Annotated in this window: 16 protein-coding genes; 10 read left to right on the forward strand and 6 right to left on the reverse strand. The window is 60.1% G+C overall.

Annotated features, from left to right (window positions below):
* Positions 1–184 precede the first annotated feature (184 nt).
* The 8 genes from ACEN9A_RS17665 (at position 185) to ACEN9A_RS17700 (ending at position 10,188) form a co-directional block, all read left to right on the forward strand.
* A complete protein-coding gene (locus tag ACEN9A_RS17665) occupies positions 185–547 on the forward strand; it encodes a DUF6124 family protein (protein WP_258668922.1) in 363 nt (120 codons plus the stop codon).
* A 434-nt stretch (positions 548–981) separates the two neighbouring features.
* Positions 982–2,355 (forward strand): glutamine synthetase family protein, encoded by a 1,374-nt coding sequence (locus ACEN9A_RS17670; RefSeq protein ID WP_258668923.1) that lies wholly within the window; start codon positions 982–984, stop codon positions 2,353–2,355.
* A gap of 7 nt (positions 2,356–2,362) precedes the next feature.
* Entirely contained in the window at positions 2,363–3,754 is a 1,392-nt protein-coding gene (locus ACEN9A_RS17675) for an aldehyde dehydrogenase family protein (protein ID WP_258668924.1), read from the forward strand.
* Between the two features lie 3 nt (positions 3,755–3,757).
* The gene (locus tag ACEN9A_RS17680) at positions 3,758–4,918 is read left to right on the forward strand and encodes an iron-containing alcohol dehydrogenase (RefSeq protein ID WP_258668925.1); all 1,161 of its coding nucleotides are present in this window, start codon (positions 3,758–3,760) and stop codon (positions 4,916–4,918) included.
* Between the two features lie 143 nt (positions 4,919–5,061).
* Positions 5,062–6,627 (forward strand): amino acid permease, encoded by a 1,566-nt coding sequence (locus ACEN9A_RS17685; RefSeq protein ID WP_258668926.1) that lies wholly within the window; start codon positions 5,062–5,064, stop codon positions 6,625–6,627.
* A gap of 163 nt (positions 6,628–6,790) precedes the next feature.
* Positions 6,791–7,885 carry an alpha/beta hydrolase gene (locus tag ACEN9A_RS17690; RefSeq protein WP_258668927.1) on the forward strand — a complete coding sequence of 365 codons (1,095 nt, stop codon included), beginning with the start codon at positions 6,791–6,793 and terminating at the stop codon, positions 7,883–7,885.
* Between the two features lie 63 nt (positions 7,886–7,948).
* Positions 7,949–9,001: an alpha/beta hydrolase gene (locus tag ACEN9A_RS17695; RefSeq protein ID WP_258668929.1), complete on the forward strand. Its 1,053-nt coding sequence runs from the start codon at positions 7,949–7,951 to the stop codon at positions 8,999–9,001.
* A 17-nt stretch (positions 9,002–9,018) separates the two neighbouring features.
* Complete coding sequence (locus tag ACEN9A_RS17700) at positions 9,019–10,188, forward strand: (R)-mandelonitrile lyase (protein ID WP_258668932.1); 1,170 nt, start codon at positions 9,019–9,021, stop codon at positions 10,186–10,188.
* A gap of 8 nt (positions 10,189–10,196) precedes the next feature.
* Here ACEN9A_RS17700 and ACEN9A_RS17705 read toward each other — a convergent pair whose 3' ends face one another.
* Positions 10,197–11,090, reverse strand: coding sequence for a LysR family transcriptional regulator (locus tag ACEN9A_RS17705; RefSeq protein WP_258668934.1), 894 nt, complete (start codon positions 11,088–11,090; stop codon positions 10,197–10,199).
* A gap of 80 nt (positions 11,091–11,170) precedes the next feature.
* On the opposite strand from ACEN9A_RS17705, the gene ACEN9A_RS17710 reads away from it, so the two are divergent.
* Positions 11,171–12,007: an SDR family oxidoreductase gene (locus ACEN9A_RS17710; protein ID WP_258668935.1), complete on the forward strand. Its 837-nt coding sequence runs from the start codon at positions 11,171–11,173 to the stop codon at positions 12,005–12,007.
* Between the two features lie 64 nt (positions 12,008–12,071).
* On the opposite strand, the gene ACEN9A_RS17715 is transcribed toward ACEN9A_RS17710, so the two are convergent.
* The 5 genes from ACEN9A_RS17715 to ACEN9A_RS17735 form a co-directional block, all read right to left on the reverse strand.
* On the reverse strand, positions 12,072–12,860 hold the full coding sequence (locus ACEN9A_RS17715; RefSeq protein ID WP_258668936.1) for a nucleotidyltransferase domain-containing protein: 789 nt from the start codon (positions 12,858–12,860) through the stop codon (positions 12,072–12,074).
* Positions 12,861–12,930: 70 nt separating this feature from the next.
* The gene (locus ACEN9A_RS17720; protein WP_258668937.1) at positions 12,931–15,843 is read right to left on the reverse strand and encodes a bpX6 domain-containing protein; all 2,913 of its coding nucleotides are present in this window, start codon (positions 15,841–15,843) and stop codon (positions 12,931–12,933) included.
* The gene (locus tag ACEN9A_RS17725) at positions 15,836–17,668 is read right to left on the reverse strand and encodes a hypothetical protein (RefSeq protein WP_413387286.1); all 1,833 of its coding nucleotides are present in this window, start codon (positions 17,666–17,668) and stop codon (positions 15,836–15,838) included. The genes ACEN9A_RS17720 and ACEN9A_RS17725 overlap by 8 nt, the downstream gene beginning before the upstream one ends.
* The gene (locus ACEN9A_RS17730; RefSeq protein ID WP_258668940.1) at positions 17,668–18,102 is read right to left on the reverse strand and encodes a bpX5 domain-containing protein; all 435 of its coding nucleotides are present in this window, start codon (positions 18,100–18,102) and stop codon (positions 17,668–17,670) included. The genes ACEN9A_RS17725 and ACEN9A_RS17730 overlap by 1 nt, the downstream gene beginning before the upstream one ends.
* Positions 18,099–19,220, reverse strand: coding sequence for an AAA family ATPase (locus ACEN9A_RS17735; RefSeq protein WP_258668942.1), 1,122 nt, complete (start codon positions 19,218–19,220; stop codon positions 18,099–18,101). Before ACEN9A_RS17735 ends, ACEN9A_RS17730 begins: the two co-directional genes overlap by 4 nt.
* A gap of 298 nt (positions 19,221–19,518) precedes the next feature.
* On the opposite strand from ACEN9A_RS17735, the gene ACEN9A_RS17740 reads away from it, so the two are divergent.
* Complete coding sequence (locus ACEN9A_RS17740; protein ID WP_258668945.1) at positions 19,519–20,217, forward strand: hypothetical protein; 699 nt, start codon at positions 19,519–19,521, stop codon at positions 20,215–20,217.
* The last annotated feature ends 106 nt before the right edge of the window (positions 20,218–20,323 follow it).

Consider the following 20,323-nt stretch of genomic DNA (forward strand, 5'->3'; position numbering starts at 1 on the left):
GTAGCCCGTTCGTATCACGGCGCACGGCGTCACCTATTATGGTGGCCATGCGCGGGGCCCTTTCGAGGGCGCCGGGTTCCTGATACGACCGGTCTACCAACCCGCGTATGGCCATCACCCTAATTCGTTTGGTAGCGAACGTGATGGCTCCCATTTAAATAAACTCGTATCAGGAGTTTCATCCATGTTCAAACCTACGCCCAATCCGCCGGTCACAGACCCAACGTCCCCCTACGAATCCCCCGACTCAAAAAAATTCCACGAAGCCGCCGAGCGTGCCCTCGACCACTACCTCAACCCGGCCGCTCAGATCATGGCCTCCACCAACGAACCCGAACCCATGTACTTGGCCAACCCGAAGTACAACACCGAAGCCCTGCTGGCCAACGCCAGTGAAACACTCGGCTCGGCCACCGAAATGCTCAACAATTTCGCGGCGCTGCTGGAGACCTCACATCGCAAAACCCTGCTGGGCATTGCGCAAGTGGTCATGCTCGGTGAACTGGCGGTGAACCAGGCACTGGATCACGTCGAACCGAAGGAATAACTAACGCAACCGGTGGCGAGGGGATTTGCTCCTCGCCACACCAGATTGGGGAAGCGATCTGTAGCAGCTGGCGAAGCCTGCGTTCGGCTGCGCAGCAGTCGTGAATCCGGCAGACGCGGCCTGCCTGACGTACCGAAATGTCTGGTTTGACGACTGCTTCGCAGCCGAACGCAGCCTCGCAAGCTCGACAGCTGCTACAGCCAAACGCAGCCTTCGGCAGCTGCTACAAAGAACGCGTCGCGACTGAAATTGCCTAAGTGAACAGCATGAATCATCAAGCCCCGCTCACCAAAACTTGCGCACACCACCAGTAGGCTAAGCTTTCAACAGCTCATTGCTCACGATGCTCGCGTCTGCAGGTTTTGGTTTTTTCTGGAGAGCGTCTGCAACAGCTATTTCAGACAGGTCCAGATCATTCATGCAGGACTGACGCGATGACCGAGCCCCTTCTCAGTTTCGAAGCACTTAAACGCGCCGCTGCCGCCGGCGAGATCGATACCGTGCTGGTGTGCATGGTCGATATGCAGGGGCGATTGGTCGGCAAGCGTTTCCAGGTCGAATTTTTCATCGACAGCGGCCACGAAGAAACCCACTGCTGCAATTACCTGCTGGCCGACGACATCGACATGGAGCCGGTGCCGGGATACGCCGCTGCCAGTTGGAGCAAAGGCTATGGCGACTTTGTGCTCAAACCCGATATGTCCACCTTGCGTCGCGTGCCATGGCTGGAATGCACGGCGCTGGTGCTCTGCGATGTGCTCGATCATCACCATAGAAAAGACCTGCCCCACAGCCCGCGAGCGATCCTGAAAAAACAGGTCGAGCGCCTGCGCGAGCGCGGCTATACCGGCATGTTTGCCTCTGAGCTGGAGTTCTATCTGTTCGATGAGAGCTATGAGGCGATCCACGAGCGCAACTATCACCAGCCGAAGACCGCCGGCCATTACATTGAGGATTACAACATCCTACAGACCACCCGCGAAGAACCGGTGCTGCGGGCGATTCGCAAACACCTGCAGGCATCCGGTATTCCCGTGGAAAACTCCAAGGGCGAATGGGGGCCGGGCCAGGAAGAGATCAACATCCGTTATGCCGACGCCATGACCATGGCCGACCACCACGTCATCATCAAGCACGCCTGCAAAGAGATCGCGCAACTGCAAGGCAAGGCGATCACGTTCATGGCCAAGTGGCGCTATGACGCCGCCGGTTCCAGCAGCCATATCCACAATTCGCTGTGGGACAAGAACGGCAAGAAGTCGCTGTTCTTCGATCCCAAGGCCGAATTCGGCATGTCGAAGCTGATGCGCTCGTGGGTGGCCGGGCAGCTCAAATACGCCAACGACGTCACCTGTTTTCTTGCGCCCTACATCAATTCGTACAAGCGCTTTCAGGCCGGCACCTTCGCGCCGACGCGGGCGGTCTGGAGCCGGGACAATCGCACCGCAGGCTTTCGGTTGTGCGCCGAAGGCAGCAAGGCCATCCGCATCGAATGCCGCATCGGCGGTGCCGACCTAAACCCCTATCTGGCCTTCGCCGCGTTGATCGCCGCAGGCCTGGCCGGTATCGACGAGAAGCTTGAACTCGCACCGCCGTTCGAGGGCGATGCCTACGTCGATGAGCATTTGCCTGAAGTGTCGAAGACCCTGCGCGAGGCCTGCGCCGCCCTCAAGGCGTCGAGCATGTTGCGCGAGGCGTTCGGCGATGAAGTGATCGACCACTACGTACACACCGCCGAATGGGAGCAGAAAGAGTACGACCGGCGGATAACCGACTGGGAACTGCAGCGCGGCTTCGAGCGCTATTGAGCACGCCATGACTGAGACCGTTCAACTCATCTCCCCGGTCGATGGCCGGGTCTATGCCGAACGCCGCCGTGCCGATGCGGTACAGATCGAGCAAGCCCTGACGGCGGCCGAAACCGCCCAGGCGCAATGGAAACGCCGACCACTGAGCGAACGCGCCGCGTTTTGCAGCGCTGCCGTGGACGCGATGCTGGCGATGAAGGATGAGATCGTGCCGGAACTGGCCTGGCAAATGGGTCGCCCGGTACGCTTCGGTGCCGGTGAGCTGCGCGGCTTCGAAGAACGTGCCCGGCACATGATTGCCATTGCGCCTGAAGCGTTGGCAGCGTTGGAACCCGCGCCTGTCGCGGGTTTTCAGCGCTATATCAAACGCGAGCCGCTGGGTACGGTACTGGTCGTCGCACCATGGAATTACCCCTACCTGACGGCGGTGAATACGATCATCCCGGCGCTGATGGCGGGCAACAGCGTGATCCTCAAACACGCCACGCAAACGCTGCTGGTCGGGGAGCGTTTCGCCGAAGCCTTTCGTCGCGCCCAGCTGCCCGAAGGGCTGTTCCATAACCTGCTGCTCAGTCATGTCTATGCGGCGGCGATCATTACCTCTGGACGGGTGCAGCAGGTAAACTTCACCGGTTCTGTCAGCGGCGGCGAGGCCATGGAACACGCAGCCGTTGGAGGTTTCCTCGGCGTGGGGCTGGAGCTTGGCGGCAAAGACCCGGCCTATGTCCGTGCAGACGCAAACCTTGAGCATGCGGTGGAAAACCTGGTGGACGGCAGCTTCTTCAACTCCGGGCAGAGCTGCTGCGCCGTCGAACGTATTTATGTCGATGAAAAAATCTACCCGGCCTTTGTCGAGCGCTTCGCTGCCCTGACCCGCCAATACGTGCTGGGCAACCCGCTGGACGAAGCCACCACCCTCGGGCCGCTGGTCACACCGAGCGCCGCAGAGTTCGTTCGCAAGCAGATCGCCGATGCGCTGGCACACGGGGCCAGGGCGCTGATCGATCCAAAGGACTTTGCCGCCGACACGCCGGGCAGCGCCTACCTCGCGCCGCAGGTGTTGGTGGACGTCACCCATCAAATGGCGGTGATGCGCGAGGAAAGCTTCGGCCCGGTGGTGGGCATCATGCCGGTGGCCAGCGACGACGAAGCCATCGCCTTGATGAACGACAGCGAGTTCGGGCTCAGCGCCTCGATCTGGACGCAAGACCTGACCGCCGCCGAACGCATCGGCAACGAGATCGCCACCGGCACCGTGTTCATGAACCGCTGCGATTACCTGGACCCGGCCCTGGCCTGGACCGGGGTGAAGAACAGCGGGCGCGGCGTAACGCTGTCGCGCCTGGGCTATGAGCACCTGACCCGAGCCAAATCCTTCCACTTGCGCCACGAGATCTGAGCCATGAGCCTGACCGCGAACTGGAACTACCCCACGAGCATCCGCTTCGGTGTCGGCCGCATCGCCGAGCTGGCCGAGGTCTGTCGCAGCCAAGGTATCCAGCGACCGTTGCTGGTCACCGACAGCGGCCTGGCACGTGCGCCGATCACCACAGCGGCGCTGGAATCCTTGCGCGCCGCCGGCTTCGGTGTCGCGCTGTTCTGCGACCTCAAACCCAATCCGGTTGAAGCTAACCTCGCGGGTGGGCTCGACGCCTGGCGCGACGGCAACCATGACGGCATGGTGGCGTTCGGCGGTGGCAGTGGCCTGGACATGGGCAAGCTCATCGCGTTCATGAGCGGCCAGACCCGACCGGTGTGGGATTTCGAAGACATCGGCGACTACTGGACACGCGCCGACGAAAGCAGCATCGCCCCGATCATCGCGGTGCCGACCACTGCGGGCACTGGTTCCGAAGTGGGTCGTGCGGCGGTGATCATCGACGAGCGCACACACACCAAACGCATCATTTTCCACCCGAAGATGATGCCGCGTGTAGTCATCAGCGACCCCGCCCTCACCGTCGGCATGCCGGCCAAGGTCACCGCCGGCACCGGCATGGACGCGTTTTCCCATTGCCTGGAATCGTACTGCGCCCCCGGTTTTCATCCCATGGCCGAAGGTATCGCGGTGGAAGGCATGCGCCTGGTGGCCAATGCCCTGGTGCGGGCGGTACACACCCCTTCCGACCTCGACGCGCGCGCGCAAATGCTCGCGGCTGCGGCGATGGGCGCCACCGCGTTCCAGAAAGGCCTGGGAGGAATGCACGCCCTCTCGCATCCGGTGGGCGCCCTGTACGACACCCACCACGGCATGACCAATGCCACCTTCATGCCCTATGTACTGAAGTTCAATCGCCCGGCCATCGAGGAGCGCATCACCCGTCTGGCGGCGTACCTGCGCCTGCCCTCCCCGGGCTTCGACAGCTTTATGGCCTTTGTCCTCAAGCTGCGCAAGGACATTGGCGTGCCGCATACGCTGGTGGAGCTGGGGGTGGATGATCAGCAAGCCGACCTGATTGCCGACATGGCGATTGTCGACCCCTGCGCCGGCGGTAATCCGCTGCCATTGACACGAAATGGCGCGGCAGAAATATTCGAAGCGGCTTATCACGGCCGTCTTTAGAACGGTCGTCCATCTATGGCCACGGGGCATGGATTGGTTTTATCCATTAGACGCAGGAGCAGTACGACAGGGGGTTGAAGACAGTCCCATTCGGCAACGCACTACGCGGATGGATGTGTATCAAACCTGACAAGGCACACATTATGAGTCCTGTAAGCCAACCCGGCGCCACTGCGCCACAAGACGACGACCTCAAGGTGTTGCACAGCATGGGCTATGCCCAGCAACTCTCGCGACGCATGGGTGTTTTCTCCAACTTCGCCATTTCCTTTTCGATCATCTGCATCCTCTCGGGTGGCATCAACTCGCTGGCACAGGGCACCTCGGGTGCAGGCGGCGCGGCCATCGGTATCGGCTGGCCACTGGGCTGCCTGATCTCCGGGGTTTTCGCCTTGGCCATGGCGCAGATTTCCTCGGCCTACCCCACCGCCGGCGGCCTCTATCACTGGGGCTCGATTCTCGGTAACCGCTTCACCGGCTGGTTGACGGCCTGGTTCAATCTGTTGGGGCTGATCACGGTGCTCGGTGCGATCAACGTCGGCACTTATTACTTCTTTTTCGGCGCCTTCGGACCGGCCCTGGGCATGCAAGACACGATCCCCACACGGATCGTTTTCCTGGCGATCCTGACCGGCATCCAGGCCTTGTGTAATCACTTCGGCATCGGCCTGACCGCCAAGCTCACCGACTTCTCGGGCTATCTGATCTTTGCCACGGCAACCGCGTTGACCATCGTCTGCCTGATCGCCGCCCCCAGCTATGAATTCGTCCGGTTGGTGACTTTCAGCAACTACTCCGGCGCGGCCGGCGGCGCTGTCTGGCCACAGGTGTCGAACGGCTGGATTTTCATGCTCGGCCTGCTCTTGCCGATCTACACCATCACCGGCTATGACGCCTCCGCTCATACGTCTGAAGAGACCCACAAGGCGGCCGTGTCGGTGCCGATCGGGATGGTCTCGTCGGTGGCCTGGTCGTTGCTGTTCGGCTGGATCATGCTCTGCTCGTTTGTACTGATGTTGCCGAACATGGATGAAGCGGCGAAGCAGGGTTGGAATGTGTTCTTCTGGGCGATGGACACCCAGGTGAACCCGGCGATCAAAATGGCGCTTTACGTGGCGATTTTCATCTCGCAGTTCCTCTGCGGGCTGGCGACCGTGACCTCGGTCTCACGCATGATCTTCGCGTTCTCCCGCGACGGCGGCCTGCCCTTCTCCAAAGCACTGGCCACGGTCTCGCCGAGCCATCGCAGCCCGGTGGCGGCGATCTGGACCGGTGCCACCCTTGCGGTGCTGTTCGTCTGGGGATCGTCGCTGGTGTCGATCGGAGAAACACCGGTGTACACGATCGTGGTTTCCTGCACGGTGATCTTCCTGTTCTTCTCGTTCATCATTCCCATCGTGCTGGGCCTGTTTACCTACGGGACCTCGAAGTGGCCGCACATGGGACCGTGGAATATGGGGCGCGCGCTGTACTCGTTGTTCGCCATCCTCTCGGTCCTCTCAATGGTGCTGATCTTCGTCATCGGCATCCAGCCGCCGAACGATTGGGCGTTGTACATCACCATCGGTTTTCTGATTCTGACGGCAATCATCTGGTTCAGCTTCGAAAAACGACGCTTCCAGGGCCCGCCCGTGGGCGAGATGATCATCAAGCGCCAGGCAGAAATCGCCGCGGCTGAGGAGGCGTTGAATAAACAGGCTGGGAGCTGAGCCCGACAGCCCCAAAAAAAGCGGGGTGCTGAGCACCTCGCTTTTTTTTGGTACACACCACACTTATGTGATTTTGATATCAGTCCTATACGATTAGCACCATTTATCAATCAATAGCCCAAGGGTAAGTTGCTGCTCTGCGATTTCAAATCGAGAGCCATCCATGACCCCAGACATCCTCCGCAAATGCATGCCCGCAGCAGCTCGGGCGGGCACCCTTTGTTTCGCTCTGTGCACCGGTGCGGTCGCTGGTGCGGATGATCGCAGCCCGCTGGTCATCAAGGATCAGGGAAGCCTGATTGCCGGCGGTGGGCTGATCGCTCAGCCGGGCGTTTTCGATCCCTACCACCCCATGAAACCCGACGGCCAGAGTTATCACGGCGACCATGTGTATGCGTTCTACCAGGTCCCGGTTGACGCTCGCCCGCTGCCAATTGTCATGTGGCACGGCGCCGGACAGTCCGCGAAGTCTTGGGAGACCACGGCCGATGGACGTGAAGGGTTCCAGAACATCTTTCTGCGTCGCCGCTTCGCAACGTATCTGATCGACCAGCCACGGCGTGGCGATGCGGGCCGCAGCCTGGTTGAAACGACAATCAAACCGGTTGCCGACGAGCAGATGTGGTTCAACCAGTTCCGCATCGGTCTGTGGCCCGACACTTTCGAGGGCAGCCAGTTTCCGCATGGGCAGGAAGCGCAGGAGCAATTCTTCCGTTCGATGACGCCCAACACCGGCCCCTACGACATTGAGGTCGTGTCCGATGGCGTATCTGCCCTGCTGGATAAAACCGGCCCCGCCATCCTGTTCACCCACTCGCAAGGTGGCGGGCCCGGTTGGCTGACGGCGATCAAGAGCCATAACGTGCGGGCCATCGTGGCGTTCGAACCGGGCAGCAGCTTCGTGTTTCCAGAGGGAGAGGTTCCCGCGCCGATTCCCAGCGCGTTCGACACACTCATCGCCCATGTCGTATCGACGACGCAGTTCGAAGCGCTGACCCGCATCCCCATCGTCATCTTCTATGGCGACAACATCCCCGCCAAACCGGTTCGTTTACCGGCACAAGACAGCTGGCGCGCCCGGCTCGAGATGGCACGCCTGTGGCGCGATACGGTGAATCGCCATGGCGGTGACGTAACGCTCATCCATTTGCCGGAGATCGGGATCAAGGGCAATAGCCACTTCCCGTTCTCGGACCTCAACAACGTCGAGATCGCGGATCTGGTTTCGAAATTCCTTGCAGAGAAACATCTGGATTGACTACGAGCACGGCGATGGCTGCCGTGCCCTTCAGAAACAGGAAACAGCAGGAGTACTCATACGATGCGAACAACGATAAAGGCCACCCTCCTCGCCGCCATGGTCGGGATTTCGGCAGCCGAGGTTGAGGCCGCGGACTACAAGCAGAATCCTTTCACGTTGACCTACGGCGGCGCGATTACCAAGAACGAACCGGGCAAGGTCAACATTCACCCGGTCACGTACACGCTCAACGGCCTGGACATTGCCGCCAACGTTTACACCCCCGCGAACTATGACTCGGGGAAAAAATACCACGCTGTCGTCGTGGCGCATCCCAATGGCGGGGTGAAGGAACAGGTCGCCGGTCTGTATGCCCAGCGATTGGCGGAACAGGGTTACATCACGATCGCTGCGGATGCGGCGTATCAAGGGGCCAGTGGCGGTCAGCCGCGCAACGTCGACAAACCCGCCTACCGCATCGAGGACATCCATGGCATGGCGGACTTCATCGCCCGCTATCCAGGCGTCGACAGTGCGCATCTGGGCTTGCTCGGCATCTGCGGTGGTGGCGGCTACTCGCTGGCCGCGGCGAAAACCGACAAGCGATTCAAGTCGATTGCAACGGTGAGCATGTTCAACTCCGGACGGGTTCGTCGCAATGGCTACAACGATTCGCAACTGGACACTGTCCAGCAACGTCTGGAGCAGGCTTCCGCTGCCCGAGCCCAGGAAGCGGCTGGCGGGGAAATTCTCTATGCCGGGGATGCCAACCTGACGGATGAGCAGATCGCCAAATTGCCGTTCGATCTGTATCGCCAGGGTTACGAGTATTACTGGAAGACGCATGCGCATCCCAACTCGACCTTCAAGTACACCATGAGCAGCTTGCTGGACTTGATGCGCTTCGACGCCACCGACCAGATTGAACTGATCCGGCAGCCGCTGCTGATGATCGCCGGCAGCAAGGCTGACAGCCTGTACATGACCGAGGATGCGTTCGCCAAGGCTACCGGCACGAAGGACAAGGCGTTGTTCAAGATCGATGGCGCAACCCACATCGAAACCTATTGGGTGCCCGCGTATGTGGACGCGGCAATGGGCAAGTTGACTGCGTTTTACGCCAGAACACTCTGACCTGAGGACCCGTCATCATGAACAAAACCCTTTTCGGGATCGCAGTGTGCGCCGCGACGCCCTTCGCCAGCGCGGCCAGCCAACCGGACACTGCCGGCGAATCCTTGGCCGCCCAGCAGATCATCCGCGCCGGCACACAGGCTTCGGCAACGGGACCGGCGGATTACTTCTCCGGGCGGGTGCGCGTCGATCCGTTGTTTCCCGCCAGCGGCGAAATCAATGCATCCGGCGCCTATGTCACCTTCGAGCCGGGCGCGCGCTCGGCCTGGCACACCCATCCCGCAGGACAGCGATTGGTAGTGGTTTCCGGCGTGGGGCTGACACAGGAATGGGGCAAGCCCGTACAGGAAATCCATCCGGGCGACGTGATCGTCTGCCCTCCGGGCGTCAAGCATTGGCATGGTGCTGCACCGACGAGCGCCATGACCCATTTGGCCGTAACCGGCGTGGTGGATGGTAAAAGCGTGCAATGGCTGGAGAAAGTCACCGATGACCCATCCAATGCGCAAAGTCCGGTGAAGCCGCAAGCAATGTCCGCCGAACTACCCGTTTCCGAGGTGCTGTCCGCCAGGCAGCAGTCCATCCCGTTGATTGCGGCGTTCATGGCCACGAGCAACATGCCCAGACTCAATGCCGCCTTGAACCAAGGGCTTGACGCGGGCCTGACCGTCAACGAGGCGAAGGAAATCCTGGTGCAACTCTATGCCTACGTCGGCTTTCCGCGCAGCCTCAACGCCATCGGCGAGCTGATGAAGGTGCTGGAGGAACGCAAACAACGCGGCATCCACGATGCCCCGGGACACGAGCCCGCTGGGGTGATTCCCAGCGGCGATGAATTGCTGGCGGTGGGCAAGGCTAACCAGACGCGCATTGCGGGCGCGCCCGTCCAGGGCCCGCTGTTCGACTTCGCCCCCGTTATCAACCAGTACCTGCAGGCGCATTTGTTCGGCGACATTTTCGAGCGCGATAACCTGGACTGGCAAAGTCGCGAGCTGGCCACCGTCGGAGCACTGGCCGCCACGCCCGGCGCGGAGCCGCAACTGCGCTCGCACATGGCCGCCAGCATGAGGGTCGGCCTGAGCGCTGCGCAATTGCGTCAGCTGATCCAGGTGCTGGCCGATCACGGCGATGCCGATGCCGCCCAGCGTGCCCGCGAGGCGTTGGCTAGAACCGCCGGACAGCCATGAGTCAGGAATCAACCCGCGTAGCGCAGGGCATCTCGCAACAACGTAAAGGCGGGAGAACTCTGGCGACGGCTTGGATAGTAGAGGTGGTACCCCGAAAACGGTTCGCACCAGTCCGCCAGTACGCGAATCAACCGCCCCTGCGCGACATGTGTCTGCACCAGGTCTTCCGGCATGTAGGCCAGCCCCAGCCCCTTGAGAGCGGCATCCAGGCGCATGGCGATGTTGTTGAACACCAGTTGACCCTCGACGCGCACTTTCAGTGCTTGCCCCTTCTTCTCGAACTCCCAGGAGAAGATGCCGCCGTAAGTCGGCATGCGCAGGTTGATGCAGTTGTGCTGCATCAGATCGCTCGGGACTTTTGGCCTCGGGTGACGGGAGAAATACTCCGGGGAGCCGACAACCGCCATCCGCATGTCGGGGCCGATGCGCACCGCGATCATGTCCTTGGCGACCTGCTCACCCAGGCGGACACCGGCATCGAAGCCTTCCGCCACGATGTCGGTCAGGCCGTAGTCCACAATGATCTCAATGTTGAGATCGGGATTGTCGGGCAGCAGCTTCGCGAGCACCGGTTGCAGGATCGTGATCGCGGAATGCTCGCCGGCCGTGATACGCAGTTTGCCTGCCGGCTTGTCGCGGAACTCGCTGAGCAGTGCCAACTCGCTGTTGATTTCTTCGAACCTGGGAGCGATTACCTGCAGCAGATGTTCACCCGCTTCCGTGGGGGAAACGCTTCGAGTGGTGCGCGCAAGCAACCTGACGCCCAGTCGTTCCTCCAGCTGACGCATGGCCCGGCTCAACGCGGGCTGCGACATGCCGAGCCTGGCTGCAGCGCGGGTAAAGCTGCGCTCCTGTGCCACGGCCGCGAAGATCGCGAGTTGGTCGTAGCTTTCAGTGGTCATTTATACGCCCTGGTTATGAACCCGCGACGATTATGCCATCAACCGGTTTAGTCCATTTCAACCTGATGAGAGATAGACCCATGAAAAATCTTACGAAGGTGACTGTCGTTATTGGTGCCGGCTCAATCGGTCAGGCCATTGCCCGTAGAGTCAGTGCCGGTAAGCACGTTGTGCTGGCGGATCTGCGGCAGGAGAACGCCGACGCGGCGGCAAAGGTCTTGTTTGAGGCAGGGTTCGAAGTCACCACAGCCATCGTAGACGTCTCTTCTCGTGAATCGGTGCAGGCGCTGGTGCAGACCGCGACGGCCATTGGCGATATCACCGGTGTCATCCACGCCGCGGGGGTTTCACCCTCTCAAGCGCCGGCGGCCACCATTTTGCGAGTTGATTTATATGGCACGGCAGTCGTGCTTGAGGAGTTCGGCAACGTCATCGCCGAAGGCGGCTCCGCGATCGTGATCGCCTCACAATCCGGCCACCGCTTACCCGCGTTGAGCGCCGAACAAAACAAAGCGCTGGCAACCACCCCGGCGGACGACTTGCTCGCGCTTCCAATGCTGCAAGCCGATCAAGTCACCGATCCGTTGAACGCCTACCAGATCTCCAAGCGTGGCAACTCGTTGCGAGTCATGGCTGAAGCGGTGCGCTGGGGTAAACGCGGCGCGCGGGTCAATACGATCAGCCCCGGCATCATCTTTACACCTCTGGCGCGGGACGAATTGAGCGGCCCACGCGGTGAGGGCTACCGACGCATGATCGAACTGAGCGCGGCAGGACGCGGCGGCACACCGGATGAGGTGGGTGCCGTGGGCGCGCTGCTGATGGGGCCTGAGGGCACGTTCATTACCGGCAGCGATTTTCTGATGGATGGCGGCGTCACGGCGGCTTACTGGTACGGCGATTTGGCTCCCGAGTGACAGGGGTGAAGCACTGGGCCGCTCCCCCGTCCGAAACCTGATTCTGGTGCCCGGGCTGTCCGACTCATCCCCACGTTTCTTTCAGCACAGAACGAAACAGTTCGGAAAGTAACGGCTCTACCTCTTTGCGCTCGCTACGGGTCGGCTTGATGGTTTCAAGTCGATACAGCTCACGCTCAATGAATTGCTGGATGGGTATGATCTGGGGCGATAGCCCCATCTCTGGAGACGCGCGTTTGATCGCGAGCAAGTCATCGATGGCTTGCTGGAGTTCGGGCTCTCCTTCGATGACGCCACGTAGTTTGTCAAACTCGATGGGAGCTGGCGTCTCAAACTGCTCCAGCCACCGCACCGATAACAAGGGACGCAGTACGTAAAAATACTTTTTCAGCGGTACTTGGGAGGCCTGCAAATACCCCCTGTAGTTGGTTTTGGCCATGCTGCGATAATGGTAGATGCCACTCTCGACCGAGTACACCTGCGGCAGTAACTCCTTGACCCGCTCGTGAAAAGATCCTGAGTGCTCGTAAATGATGGTGGACTGTATCCACTCCACAAAGCCTGGATTGGACTTCCAGAATAGCCTCAGTGCCTTGCGCAGATCCCAACCATTGATGTCCATGTCGTCAATGATCGGATACTCAATGACGTCGCGCTGTTCCTCAAGGCCGACCGAGAGATACCACTCAGGTTTATTTACATAAATGAATCGTGCGTCGTAGTCACTATTGGGAGAGGCAAATCCCCAAGCGCGACTACCTGATTCAACGGCTAAAAGCACTTTCGCTTCATGCTCGTCCTCAGCACGGCGAAGACGACCTCGAACCTCTTCCTGAACAGCCATAGAAACCATGAACTATCTCTAACCAGATGATATTTGGATTGCACGCTACTCATACGGGGGTGGACTGTCCAGTGACGGGTCAGTTGAGGGACATGTTGCACTGGCAAGCATCATCGACATTGATGTGGCTCAGCCTGCCCTGGTGGTCGAACAGCAACCAGTCGGCGCCCAGGCATCGTGCTTGCACATCGTGCAGCGGCCATTGCAGCGCAGCGCAGAGGCGGTCACTGCTGCGGTAGATGAATTGCCAGCGGGTGTCCTGGTCGGAGACGACATAGCCAATCAACAGCCAGTGGTCGCACAGAAACAGACGTACCGGATCCTCATAGGCCAACCCTTCAACACAGTCGAACAAACGGTAGCCCTTGCGATTGCCGCTCTGCTCCAGCACAAGAATGGGGTCGTCCTCTCTCTCGGGCTTGATCCGGAATTCAGCGACCTCGCTGGATGCGCTGAACAGCTGGAAGCCATCCTCGTGAATCCTCGCCGGCGTCGGCTCACGACTGACCAGCCGGCGATCAGGCAGGCGATAGTGCCAAAGCTGGCTGCCATGCTGAGGGTCAGACAACCATAGGTACTCACCTTGCGAATCGTCCTTCAAACTCAGAATCCGACCGGGCAAATCACTGACATGCCACAGAGTTTCAAACCCGCGGTCAACGTCAACCACTCGCAACTGATGCCCGCGGCCGATAGTCCACGCCGTACCATCGAATGACTTGGCGAACACATCCAGCATCAGCACGCCCAGATCCGTCGCGGTGCGGTTGACCAGGTCCAGTTTGCTGATTCGCCACACGTCGTCGCGTCGGGACAGAACCAGCGCCATCTGCCGGCTATGGGCCAGGACGATCGACTGCGCAGGCACCGGGAAATGAAAGAGCGTCTTGCCAGTTGCGTCGATGACCACTGCCCCAGCCTCACCCAGGGCCAGCAAGTACCGTGCATCTTCCAGCGGCACCGCATCGAAAATGGCCCGACTGCCCATCGCTGGCGCCGACCATTCAAGAGTCGTGACGACGTCGTCAAGGGACCGCACGGCGGGACGCACCAGCGACTGGCTCGGCAGGTCGGCTTGCAGCAGTTTGTCCTTGCTCATTTTGACCAGCGCTTGCAGCTGATTCTGGGTCAACCGCCCGTGGCCACAGGCCTGATCGGCAATGATGGCGTGTACCGTGGCGCGGGTGAGCCAAGCCAATGCACCGGCCTGCGTCTTGTGCTGCAACAATGCTTCGGCCAAGGCGGCGCGCTCTATGAAGCGCTGGGGGTCGTCCCGTAGCTGCTCGACCCAAGTCCCGTAGGCCACCAGGGTATCGGGCAATAAAATCGCCCGTTTGACCAGCGCACCGATGGCCAGACGTCCGCCGGCGGCTTCGGCATTGAGCAACCATTGCGCGGCCCGCTCGCGCTCGGCAGGCAGGCTCCAGATCACATCCACGGCTTGCAGCCAGAGCCCCTTGCCGGTCAAGGCTTCGGCCCATTCCAGACGCAAACGGTCGGCGCTCTCTGGCCACTTCTCCTGAAGCATCACCACCGCGTCACCAAAGGCATTGTCACGACGGGCCACCAGCAACGCACGCTGCCAGTTGTCTGCCAGGCACAGCAGACGCACGATCATCGCTGCGGGCATGTCCCACGCCAGGGCAAGGTCAGCTGCTTGCTGGTGACGGCCGTGTTTTTCCAGATAATCGAGGGATTCCTGGCGCACCTTGAGCAATTCGGCCAGAACAAACACCGCCTCTTCGATACGGCCCTCGCGGTCCAGGCGTTCGAACGTCTGTCGGTAGATTTGCTTGAGTCGGGCTTCCAGACCTTCCTCGAACATTATCGAGCGACTGGGTCCCAAGTGCTGATTGATCGTCAGTTCCTGACGCCGTTGTGGTGTACCGAACGCCTGTTCACCGCTGCTTTGCTCGCTGCCCAGCGGAATGGCGTGGCGCAGGGCTTCTTCCAGGTCACCGCTCTCGAACATCTCCAACATGCGACGCATGTACGCGGCCTGATGCTTGCCATACAGCGCGGACAGGCGTGAATGGAGGGTCAGACGCGTCAACCAGCGACGCCAGGCGGCAGGCTTGTGTTTGACCGGTGTGGCACGCGGTGCGAGCGGCGGCTGGGCCGGAGTTCGTGGTGCCGCACGTTGCCCAGACGTTGCGCCAGGCAAGACGTTGCGTACGCCCATCAATAACATCGTAATCAGCACCGCGCTGATCAACGTCCCCAGTAGCACAGTGTTGACATCAAACGACACAGCCGTTTCCGGACTCGGAGGCTGCGTGTGCACACCTTGTTTTCTGTCGTGGGAGCCCATCCAGAACACAGCCGCCAACAATACAACGCTGACGCCGAGTTTGAACCACGGCATTGATGAGTCTTCAGTATTCTTCCAGCCACTGTCCTTTGGAGTGCTGGTTTGACGGGGTATGGTTTTTGGCGCATTGCGCTGGCGTTCCAGCAGCGCCTGCATCACCCCTTCCCGCTCAGGGCTGACCGGCCGCAGCTTACCGCCAAGGATCTCCCGAACATCGGATGACACAGCCAGAGGTTCAAGCACCGGCTCCGGCAGTGTGCTGTGACAGTCATAGGTGTCCAACAAGGTGTAACCGCTGACGTCGATCCACTGCCCCGGTGAAAGCGGCGTGGCATCGCGCAGTTGCAAGGCGCTGACATGGCTGCCACGTACCAGCCAGACATCGGCTGCGGGCAAGCTGCGCATCTCCTGCGGGGCCAGCAGCGCGGAGCACAAGGCACGGCCCTGACGGATCAGCGGCCACCCGAGCAGCGCTTCGCACTGAACCGATACTGGCTGGCGAAAGCGCAGCAAGTCGCCGTCGGCGAAACGGTAGACGCTGGCGCCGGTTTGCCACTGGTTGAGGATCAATCGTGCGCGCTCGCCCTCGTTATAGCGCTCGCATGTAAACCACAACCCTTCAATCTGCTGATGGCCGGTCAGCACCGGACGGCGAATCAATGCTGCGGCATGTTCAAGCATTGGCGCCTTCCTTGAGTTTTTCCGGTATCTCATTACAAAACACTTGCAGGCGCTGGGTGCGCAGAGGAACCGAGTACACCAGCAACTCTCGGGCGCTGGTCAAGGCCGCGACCAGACCACTGAGGGGGCAGAAGCTGACCTTAGTCATGGCATGGGACGTCGTAAACAATACCTCCTGTTCCCCGTCGCAATACAGGGCGATAGATTGCTGATTGGGACTGAGCAATACCAGGCAATAGTGATCATCACCCTCTTGCAGCAGTAAACCCAGGCCCTTCCAGCCTCCGGCCAGATCAATTCGTTCCATCTGCACCGGGCAATCAGTGGCCGAGATGACCCGCCAGGTCTCGCGGCCATTCTCGACAGAGAGCAACGCACAGCCACCGAAAGAACCGCGCCACCGTGAACTGGCGGCAAACAGCACCTGGCTTACACCTTCGGCGACGCCAATCACATGGGCGGGCGATACGGTTCCGTAGGCGTCGACCGAATGGGCATACAACCGACCGCCATCATTGCGCACATAAGCCACCCTTTCCTTGGTGACCTTGGCCAGACCCACCACCCCGTCCGTCAAGCGGTGGGTTTGCCCGGTCTTCGGTCGTGCGGGAGACCTACCGGTTTCCACCGCCCAAAATGCCAGGTGACCTTGGGTATCCAGCAGAAACAGACGACCTGTCGTGCTGTTGCGCAACCAGGCCACGGGCTGGAACGTGCCCGTGCCGGGCGGGAGTTTCAACTCTTTGGGGTCTGGCTTATCAACGGCTTTCAGCCCAGGCATATTCCAGAATGACAGTTGCCACTGATCGCTCAACACCGCGCCAAGCGTGCTGTGCATGAAAGTGACGGTCAGTGGAACCTGTCCCGCCTTCCAGAGGTGGCGGCGAATCTCCAGCGGCTTTTTCTGATTGGCTGCCGGCAGCTTGATCACCACCATGCCTTGCTCGTCGAGCATTTTCATCGCGACATGAGTGCCCGCGCTGGCAATCACTGGCAGCAAGGTCAGGGAGACACGCGGCACACTGCCTTTAAGCGGTGGAGCGACCACCACCTCACCGTCAAACTGGCCTTTAAGCAACTGCAAGGCCAAACGCTCGTCAGGCATCGGCAGCGATACACGGCGGGTGGTCGTGACCTGCAACTCAAAGGACAGGCTCTGCCCGTCAAGACTGCGATGCACCTGAACCCGGTGAGTGCAGGACTGGTTGTCAGTCTTGGGTAAACGCTGACCAACAATCCAGCACTCCCCGACATTGGGTTGCTGCTCGGCCAGCCAGACGCGCCAGGCCTGCCAGTGTTCCTCGCCAACCACCTCATAGGTGCGGGCGTTGAGCAGGCACTTGAGTTGCGCCGAGGTGTCGAGCTCATGGAGCCGAGGCACGCTTTGCAGGATGCCCCAGCGCAACTCGGCCCCGGCCTCCTGGGCGCGCCGCGCAAGCAACATCAATAAAGCGAGGTGAACCAGGCGAGCTGCGCCCAATTGCAAGGGGCCGGCATCCAGCAAGACGACAATCAAGCGGTTCGCCTGATGGGCGCGATATTGCGGAGCGAGGAACATGTGCTCGCCCACCGCCGCCCGGCGCATGAACTCGTCGGGCACTTCGTCGGCCAGCAACCATTCGCTGGACAACAGTCGCTCATAGGGGCCATGGCGTTGCAGATCGCCCAGGCCATCGGGCTCGGGAACACCACCCTGTTGCAGCCCGCGTAATGGACCCAGCATCGGGTTGAGACGGCCCAACAGGTCGGCGAACAGCGGCAATTGCTCGGGGACAAACCATTCCAGCCATTGCCGCCAGGGGTGCAGGGATTCGGGCAACTGCATCAGCGCTCCGCCCAATAGGCAGCGATTCGCTGCAGATGCTGCGCAGTCACTGGAAGTTGTCGATCAAGGGGAATCACCGCCGGCGGGTCGCGCCACAGCAACAATGGTGAGCGTGAAAACCCCGTCGACAACGCCTGCCCCACCAGATCAGTCGGTACATCGGGCTCCCAACTGGTGGGCAGCCATAACCCTGGTGCACGTTCATCCGTTGCGGCGTATTCCACACCGTCAACCCAGGGCAGATCGCTGGCAGCACCCGACACCACCATCGCGTCGCGATTGGCGGTGACTTGCAGGCGCGTTCCCTGTTCTGCGGGTATCAGCAGCAACCGTGCATGCAGGCGCCGGGCGGCATCGCCCCAGGCCACAGCGGCCTGCGGTTCGGCAGGCGCTAGCCGAGGCCGCCAGGCCCAGCCCTTTGCTGAGACACTCATACAGTGGGCGTCAACAGACGGGTCATTTGCCCACGCACTTCCTGCAACCGCGCCGGCATGGTCTGGCTATTGAAGTTGGCGTCGATCTCCCGCAGCAGACCTTCCAGTAAGGGGCTGGCTGGCGGTTCGGTACGAGTCAGGTACTCCTCGGCCGTTTCCAGCAGACGATTGAGCCGCGACATTGGCTGCAAGGTCGCCTCCTCCACGGCACTGAACAAATGGCTGTTGCTGGACTGTGCAAAGATTTCACGCAGCACCTCGCGGCCATGCTGCTGGGTTTCTTTGGTCGGTAATACATACAACAGCGGCCACAGATCCGCGTCGCTGGCTTCAAGACGCCCACCAAGCAAGGCGGCAGCAGCGATCAGCCGTTGGGATTTGACAATGCGTCGATCCGACAACTGGATACCGGCCTCCCGCAGACGGCGAATGGCCTGGGCCAATGAGGGACGAACCAGAGTAAGGTCAACCTGTTTCAAAGCCTGACCGAGGGTGTCTAGCTGACTCAAGCCGAGCAACTGCTGAACCGGCCGTTGCTCGGACTGCCATCCCCCCGCCAACATTGCTTCCAGCTGATTATCCGGCACCGACTCGACAAACAGGTGCAATAGGAATCGATCACCGAATGCCGCCAGGGCTTCGTCGTCCGGTAGACCATTGGCCGCCCCGACGCAGACCCGCAGCGGGCACTGGATCTGAGTATGACCTCGACGGAAGCGTCGTTCGTTAAGCACCCCCAGCAGCGTGTTGAGGATTGCCGTAGACCCCAGGAAAACTTCGTCGAGAAACACGATATCGGCTTCCGGAAGCATGCCGCTGACATCGGTTTCCACCGTACCTTCACGCAACTTTTTCAGGTCTACCGCGCCGAACAGTTCAGAAGGTTCGGTAAAACGACCCAGCAAGTATTCGAAGTAGCGCCCCCCCATCGATTGTGCAACTCGCCGCACCACCGCACTTTTGGCTGTACCCGGCGGACCGATCACCAAAATGTGCTCCTGGGCAACCGCGGCCAGAACAATCAGCTCAGCCAACTGCTCGCGCCCCACCAAGCCTTCAGTGGCGACACGAACGGCCTGGCGAATTTGCGCAGCGGCGCTCTGCAATGCAGCAATCATGGGCATCTTCCCTGGAACAAGAGCCGTGCATGTTGCCTGACTGAAACACTCTGTCACAAGTCAACCGGAGACAGGTGCAGCAATTTTTCAGCGTTTTCCATGCGGGCGTCCTTCGTTTGCATAAACAACACCTGCGATGATCTGCTCTGAAGGTTGACTTGGGTCGATAGTGCCCATTGGTGACCGGCAGCTTTCAGGCCCAAAACCCGCCATTGCTGAATAAGAGCGACCCGTTATTATCCAATGGCCAAGAATCCAATGGTCGAGTGACGGGGCTTAACAACAGATGCTTTCACAGATGAAAACCTACTGCCCATTGTTCTGGTCCGAGGATCTTGGCGTTGATTACAGCGCTCCGGTAATCAACCTGAAAGACATTTTGCCAACAGTGGGCAAAAACACATTCGCGTTCTTTGATAACACGGACAGTTTACTGCCCGGCGACACCATACTGCTCATTTGGTTCCCTCCCGCTTCCAACCTGAATGGCTGGAGTGACCAACCTTCAGAAATTGCACTAAGCCACCTCTTGAATGCGAACGTAGTCGGCGCGGCTCAAGCGTCAGAGCCGCCAGTAGAAGCCACGCATCCTCATTATGGAAAGCGCAAGTATGAACTCGACATCCTTTCCAGCGAGCGATTTCTGACGGTACTTCAAGCTCTTCAGGAAGACGCAACGTCCTGGCATTTGTCAACGATTGGAAGTGCACAAGGACCTTTCCTGGCGTGGGATGAAGTGAGTTGGTGTGGGAGTGCCGTTGTTGAAGGGTTCACCTATCTAACGGCGAGTACCCCGCACGAAGTCCATATGGAATTGATCGTCGAGATGGCTAACGAAGAGATAATCGGGCTTTTCTCGGTTCACATTGACCCAGGTGGCACCTTCTACGAATTTGGCAGGAGACGACTGACATGGTCGGAACTACGGGCAATCAAACAGGCACTCAACATTGCGCGCCCGCTTCATGATTCACAGGCCGCTTATCTTGCAACCTGACCAGCAGATTGAAGTAGACGGATCGGCTATCGGCCCCCAAGCGCTCAACCATCAACTCTGCCCCGCAGGACAGCATCAAGGCTCCATGAAAGAAGCGGACTTCAGT

It is taken from the genome of Pseudomonas sp. Pseusp18 (assembly GCF_059506005.1).

Bases quoted from the DNA above. Each gene is read 5' to 3' on its own strand.
- ACEN9A_RS17665 (WP_258668922.1), top strand. From the start codon at position 185: ATGTTCAAACCTACGCCCAATCCGCCGGTCACAGACCCAACGTCCCCC.
- ACEN9A_RS17670 (WP_258668923.1), top strand. From the start codon at position 982: ATGACCGAGCCCCTTCTCAGTTTCGAAGCACTTAAACGCGCCGCTGCC.
- ACEN9A_RS17675 (WP_258668924.1), top strand. From the start codon at position 2,363: ATGACTGAGACCGTTCAACTCATCTCCCCGGTCGATGGCCGGGTCTAT.
- ACEN9A_RS17680 (WP_258668925.1), top strand. From the start codon at position 3,758: ATGAGCCTGACCGCGAACTGGAACTACCCCACGAGCATCCGCTTCGGT.
- ACEN9A_RS17685 (WP_258668926.1), top strand. From the start codon at position 5,062: ATGAGTCCTGTAAGCCAACCCGGCGCCACTGCGCCACAAGACGACGAC.
- ACEN9A_RS17690 (WP_258668927.1), top strand. From the start codon at position 6,791: ATGACCCCAGACATCCTCCGCAAATGCATGCCCGCAGCAGCTCGGGCG.
- ACEN9A_RS17695 (WP_258668929.1), top strand. From the start codon at position 7,949: ATGCGAACAACGATAAAGGCCACCCTCCTCGCCGCCATGGTCGGGATT.
- ACEN9A_RS17700 (WP_258668932.1), top strand. From the start codon at position 9,019: ATGAACAAAACCCTTTTCGGGATCGCAGTGTGCGCCGCGACGCCCTTC.
- ACEN9A_RS17705 (WP_258668934.1), bottom strand. From the start codon at position 11,090: ATGACCACTGAAAGCTACGACCAACTCGCGATCTTCGCGGCCGTGGCA.
- ACEN9A_RS17710 (WP_258668935.1), top strand. From the start codon at position 11,171: ATGAAAAATCTTACGAAGGTGACTGTCGTTATTGGTGCCGGCTCAATC.
- ACEN9A_RS17715 (WP_258668936.1), bottom strand. From the start codon at position 12,860: ATGGTTTCTATGGCTGTTCAGGAAGAGGTTCGAGGTCGTCTTCGCCGT.
- ACEN9A_RS17720 (WP_258668937.1), bottom strand. From the start codon at position 15,843: ATGCTTGAACATGCCGCAGCATTGATTCGCCGTCCGGTGCTGACCGGC.
- ACEN9A_RS17725 (WP_413387286.1), bottom strand. From the start codon at position 17,668: ATGCAGTTGCCCGAATCCCTGCACCCCTGGCGGCAATGGCTGGAATGG.
- ACEN9A_RS17730 (WP_258668940.1), bottom strand. From the start codon at position 18,102: ATGAGTGTCTCAGCAAAGGGCTGGGCCTGGCGGCCTCGGCTAGCGCCT.
- ACEN9A_RS17735 (WP_258668942.1), bottom strand. From the start codon at position 19,220: ATGATTGCTGCATTGCAGAGCGCCGCTGCGCAAATTCGCCAGGCCGTT.
- ACEN9A_RS17740 (WP_258668945.1), top strand. From the start codon at position 19,519: ATGAAAACCTACTGCCCATTGTTCTGGTCCGAGGATCTTGGCGTTGAT.